Below are 3,976 nucleotides of genomic sequence, written 5' to 3' on the forward strand. Positions count from 1 at the left end.
AAGGCGATCGTCGTGCTTGAGGACGGTCAGAGCGTCACCGAGCCCGAGCTGATCGAGTACTGCCGCTCTCGCATTGCCTCGTACAAAAAGCCAAAGTCCGTGGAGTTCGTCGATGCGCTGCCGACGGTCGAGGGCAGGGTCGACTATGAGGCGCTCGACGACAAGTTCGGTGGCGGCGGATATCCCGGCGGGGCGAACGTCGGCGGCGTGGGCACGGCCTGACTGCGAGCACTGCAGCGGCCAACGGCGCTGCGGCGACAGCGCTACCCACACTAGATACCTGCGGAATCAACCTATGCTTCACGTGGGATCAGCGGGGCAGCAACGCGACTAGCTTTCCCGCGGCATCGACACTGCGACGGCGACTTCGGGAACCGTTCCAGGCACCCTGCATTGCGCGCCTCCTCCCGATTAAGCGTCACTATCAAGACACCGTCGATCAGCTCGATGCCAGGACGGCATCGCGGTGGCTCGGCCGGCTCATCAAAAGATGCCGTAGCCGCCGTCGATGCGCATGCAGTCCCCTGTATGAAATGACGACGCGGCACTGGCGAGATAGATTGCGCTGTACCCGACACTGACGCCTGCACGAAGTGTTGCACCGCGGCGGCCTTCGCGGCGCGGATGAGGTTACCGGCCTGCCGGCGTTCGGAGTCGGCGTCACCAAGCGGCGCGGGCTGGACGGAAAAGACCCCCGTGCACCCTGAGCAGGCGGACCTGAGCGAGTCGACGTCGTCGAGGCCACCTTCCGCATCGCCTTGTCCGCGTTGGCAAGTCCGCGAACTCGCTCCGCGCCGCCTTGCGGCCGGCGACATTGCATGCGCGGCGAAGGTAGCTAACTTTGGCCTGGCGGCCTTATCTGGCGCGCGGTCACGGATGTCGTTGGGAAGGCGCGGGTTGGCGCGCCAGAGCGCGGGCGGTCAATGCGCGGCTCCGGTGTGGCCCTGCAGGGCACAGGTATTGGTGGCCGAGGTGTTGGTCTTGGCCTGTGCCGATTTTTGTTGGATCAGGGCGCATCGCTACCTGACCGCACAGCGAATCCGCAGCGCTGCCGAGCATCTGAATAGGCTAAGCGCGACGGGCAACTGTGGCCTCTGACTTCTAGGCTTGCTGCTCCTGGGATGTCGTTGTCCGGCTGCCCAGCAACGGGCGGTCATAGGAGATGTCGTCAAGGCTACGCAAGCTTGGCCCAGTCGATTTCATGATCGCGACGAATTCGGGCGGGAAGTTCGTTTCACCGAGAGTTGTAGTCTGCTCGTTGATGCAGACGCGACGAACGATTCCCCATGCGCCGTTACGCTTTTCGAATCGGTCGATGTACCGGCCGAACGACAATGTCGGCGGTCCGACACGGTTGTCACCCCAGAACATGCAATAGGTCTCGCCATGCGCCACCTCGCCGTCTAAATCAAGCATCGTGTTGGTGATGATGTGATGGTGCTGACGCTGGTTGTCGGTGTGATAACCGATCGCCCAGTCGCAGAACTCCTCGGGACTGCCGCTGGCTACGCCATGCTCGTCGATAGCGTCGACGTGATACGCGGACTGCATCAACTCCTTGTCGGCGCGATCGATGCCCCGTGTGTAGCGCAGTAGGCAGTCACCGATTTCTTGGCGGTCCTTCGCCTCTTTGAGATAGGCGATGAGATCGGATGTCAGCGTGTTGTCCACGGTAAGGGCCTCACAATCGGTCTCATCGACAAGCTATACAGCGATCACTGTACTATTTCTTCTGCTGGCTCTTAGCGCTTTCGAGAAGATTGGCCCGTGTCCTGGCTGCCGGCGATGAGTCAAGTACCCGGCGCCGTCGAGCACGGCTGTCGCGGGCCATGCCACTTCTTAGACTGCGACCGGCATCGCGGGCCTCGTGCGCAAAACCGACCATCGAGTCATCACAAGTAACGTCTCACCGCTGGCGGACTTCCGATCTTGATTGCCGTGCGCACGGCATTGACAGACACCGTCGCGACAGCTATACAGTAATCGCTAACTAATGGTGATCCGCGACATACTGGGGGCCGCTATGGCCGACGACATAGTGCAGCAGATGGCGCAACGGTTCGACCATCACGACCCGGCTCTGGCTAATGAGGGTGTGCCACAGCGGGTGTACCGCCATCTGCGAAACCACTGCCCCTTCACATGGTCGGACGCCTACGGCGGCTTCTGGGTGGCGTCAAGGTATGCCGACATTGACCAGGCGGTCCGCGAGCCGGAGACCTTCGCGTCCTCGCAAGGCATCCTGATCCCGGACCCGTCGGATGCACTGACACCCGACGATCGACAGAATCGGTTCGAGATCGGCAAGGGGGTGATCGGCCCCCCAGTGGCCTACGACCCGCCGGCGCACACCCCGATCCGCCGCAAGCTGGAGCCCCTCTTCGCACCGGCGGTCGTGCGCCAGCGCGAGGACTACATCCGCTCGGTGGCCGACGAATGGATCGACACCTTCATCGCCGACGGACGGTGCGACGTGGTGGCGCAATATTGCGCGCGGGTGCCGACGATCGTGGTGCTCAACTGGCTGGGCCTCCACAACGAAGATTGGAAGGTGTGGTCAGACGCCGTGCTGAACCAGTTCAGCAGGCCCGGCCAGTACGGCCCCGACACCTCGGCGGTCGACCTGGGTAAGCTGCTCCTCACGCTGCAGGACCGCCGCGAAAACCCAAACGACGACGTCATCACCGCCATCACGCAGATCAGAATCGACGGCGAACCGCTCCACGATCTTGAGATGGTGGCCCTACTCGCCCAGCTGGTGTTCGCCGGACTCGACACCACCACCAACGCCACCGCGAGCACCCTCGTCGAGTTGTACCGCCACCCCGACGTGCGGGCAGAGCTTGCTCGCACCAGCGATGACGATCGGCTGTGGGCCAGTGCAGTTGAGGAGTTCCTCCATTACACCTGTCCCATCCAGGGTTTCAAACGTACGGCGCGTACCGAGACTACGCTGGCCGGCAAAACCATCAAGGCCGGCCAGCGGGTATTTATGCTCTGGGCGTCCGCCAACTTCGACGAGCACGAGTTCGAACGCCCCGACGAGATTGACATAAGACGTGTAGCCAACCGGCACATGAGTTTCGGGCGCGGAATTCACCGCTGCCTCGGGTCTCATCTGGCCCGACTGGAGGTCAAGGTGATGCTGCAGCAAATCCTAAAACGCCTGCCGGACTACACGATCGACGAAACGGGACTCGCGCTCCATCACGACGTCGGGGTCGCCTACGGATATGAATCCGTACCTATGCAGTTCACCCCGAACCCCGGCGGCTTGAGTGCCGAACACGGACCTGCCGCATCACCAGCCGCGGCCGGCTGATGGCTTGCGGTGCGCGAACGGCACTGAAAGAGCACAGCATCGCTGAGACGAAGGGTTGCCATGGGTCTGCTTGACGGCAAGGTCGCATTCGTCACCGGTGCCGCCCGCGGAATGGGCCGCAGCCACGCGGTGCGGCTGGCGCGCGAGGGCGCGTCGGTCATCGCGATTGACGTCGCGCGCGCCGTGTCGCCGCACAACGGGTACCCGGCCGCAACGGAGGCCGACCTGAAGGAGACCGCCCGCCTGCTCGAGGCCGAAGGACGCTCGTTCCTGACCGAAGTGGCCGACGTCCGCGACTCCGATGCGCTCGAGGCGGTGCTTTCAGAGGGAGTCGCGCGTTTGGGCGGTCGGCTCGATGTTGTGGTGGCCAATGCGGGCATCAACAACTGGGGCCGATTTTGGGAGATGCCCGACGAGCAATGGCAGACGATGATCGACATCAACCTGACCGGCGTCTGGCGAACCATGAAAGCTGCGGTGCCGAAGATGCTTTCGGCCGGCAATGGTGGATCGATCATCGCGATCAGCTCTGTCGCCGGGATCAAGGCACTGCCCGGCCAAAGCCATTACACCGCCGCAAAGCACGGTGTGACGGGCTTGGCCAAGGCCACCGCGATCGAACTGGGCGAGTACGGCATCCGGGTCAACACCATC

Annotated in this window: 5 protein-coding genes; 3 read left to right on the top strand and 2 right to left on the bottom strand. The window is 63.1% G+C overall.

What is annotated here, in order from left to right:
• The first annotated feature begins 12 nt into the window (after positions 1–12).
• Positions 13–222, top strand: a complete 210-nt coding sequence (locus tag ACFE99_RS19625; RefSeq protein ID WP_375488098.1) for a hypothetical protein — start codon at positions 13–15, stop codon at positions 220–222.
• 71 nt (positions 223–293) lie between these two features.
• Here the strand turns inward: ACFE99_RS19625 and ACFE99_RS19630 are convergent, their stop codons facing one another.
• Both ACFE99_RS19630 and ACFE99_RS19635 read right to left on the bottom strand, forming a co-directional pair.
• On the bottom strand, positions 294–815 hold the full coding sequence (locus ACFE99_RS19630) for an NAD(P)H-binding protein (RefSeq protein WP_375488099.1): 522 nt from the start codon (positions 813–815) through the stop codon (positions 294–296).
• 286 nt (positions 816–1,101) lie between these two features.
• Positions 1,102–1,671 carry a nuclear transport factor 2 family protein gene (locus tag ACFE99_RS19635; protein ID WP_375488100.1) on the bottom strand — a complete coding sequence of 190 codons (570 nt, stop codon included), beginning with the start codon at positions 1,669–1,671 and terminating at the stop codon, positions 1,102–1,104.
• 322 nt (positions 1,672–1,993) lie between these two features.
• Here ACFE99_RS19635 and ACFE99_RS19640 point away from each other — a divergent pair, with 322 nt between their 5' ends.
• Together ACFE99_RS19640 and ACFE99_RS19645 are read left to right on the top strand one after the other, a co-directional pair.
• Positions 1,994–3,322 carry a cytochrome P450 gene (locus ACFE99_RS19640; protein ID WP_375488101.1) on the top strand — a complete coding sequence of 443 codons (1,329 nt, stop codon included), beginning with the start codon at positions 1,994–1,996 and terminating at the stop codon, positions 3,320–3,322.
• Between the two features lie 60 nt (positions 3,323–3,382).
• The coding region (locus ACFE99_RS19645; protein ID WP_375488102.1) for a mycofactocin-coupled SDR family oxidoreductase at positions 3,383–3,976 on the top strand (594 nt) is incomplete at its 3' end.

It is taken from the genome of uncultured Mycobacterium sp. (assembly GCF_964249325.1).
Classification (GTDB): Bacteria; Actinomycetota; Actinomycetes; order Mycobacteriales; family Mycobacteriaceae; genus Mycobacterium.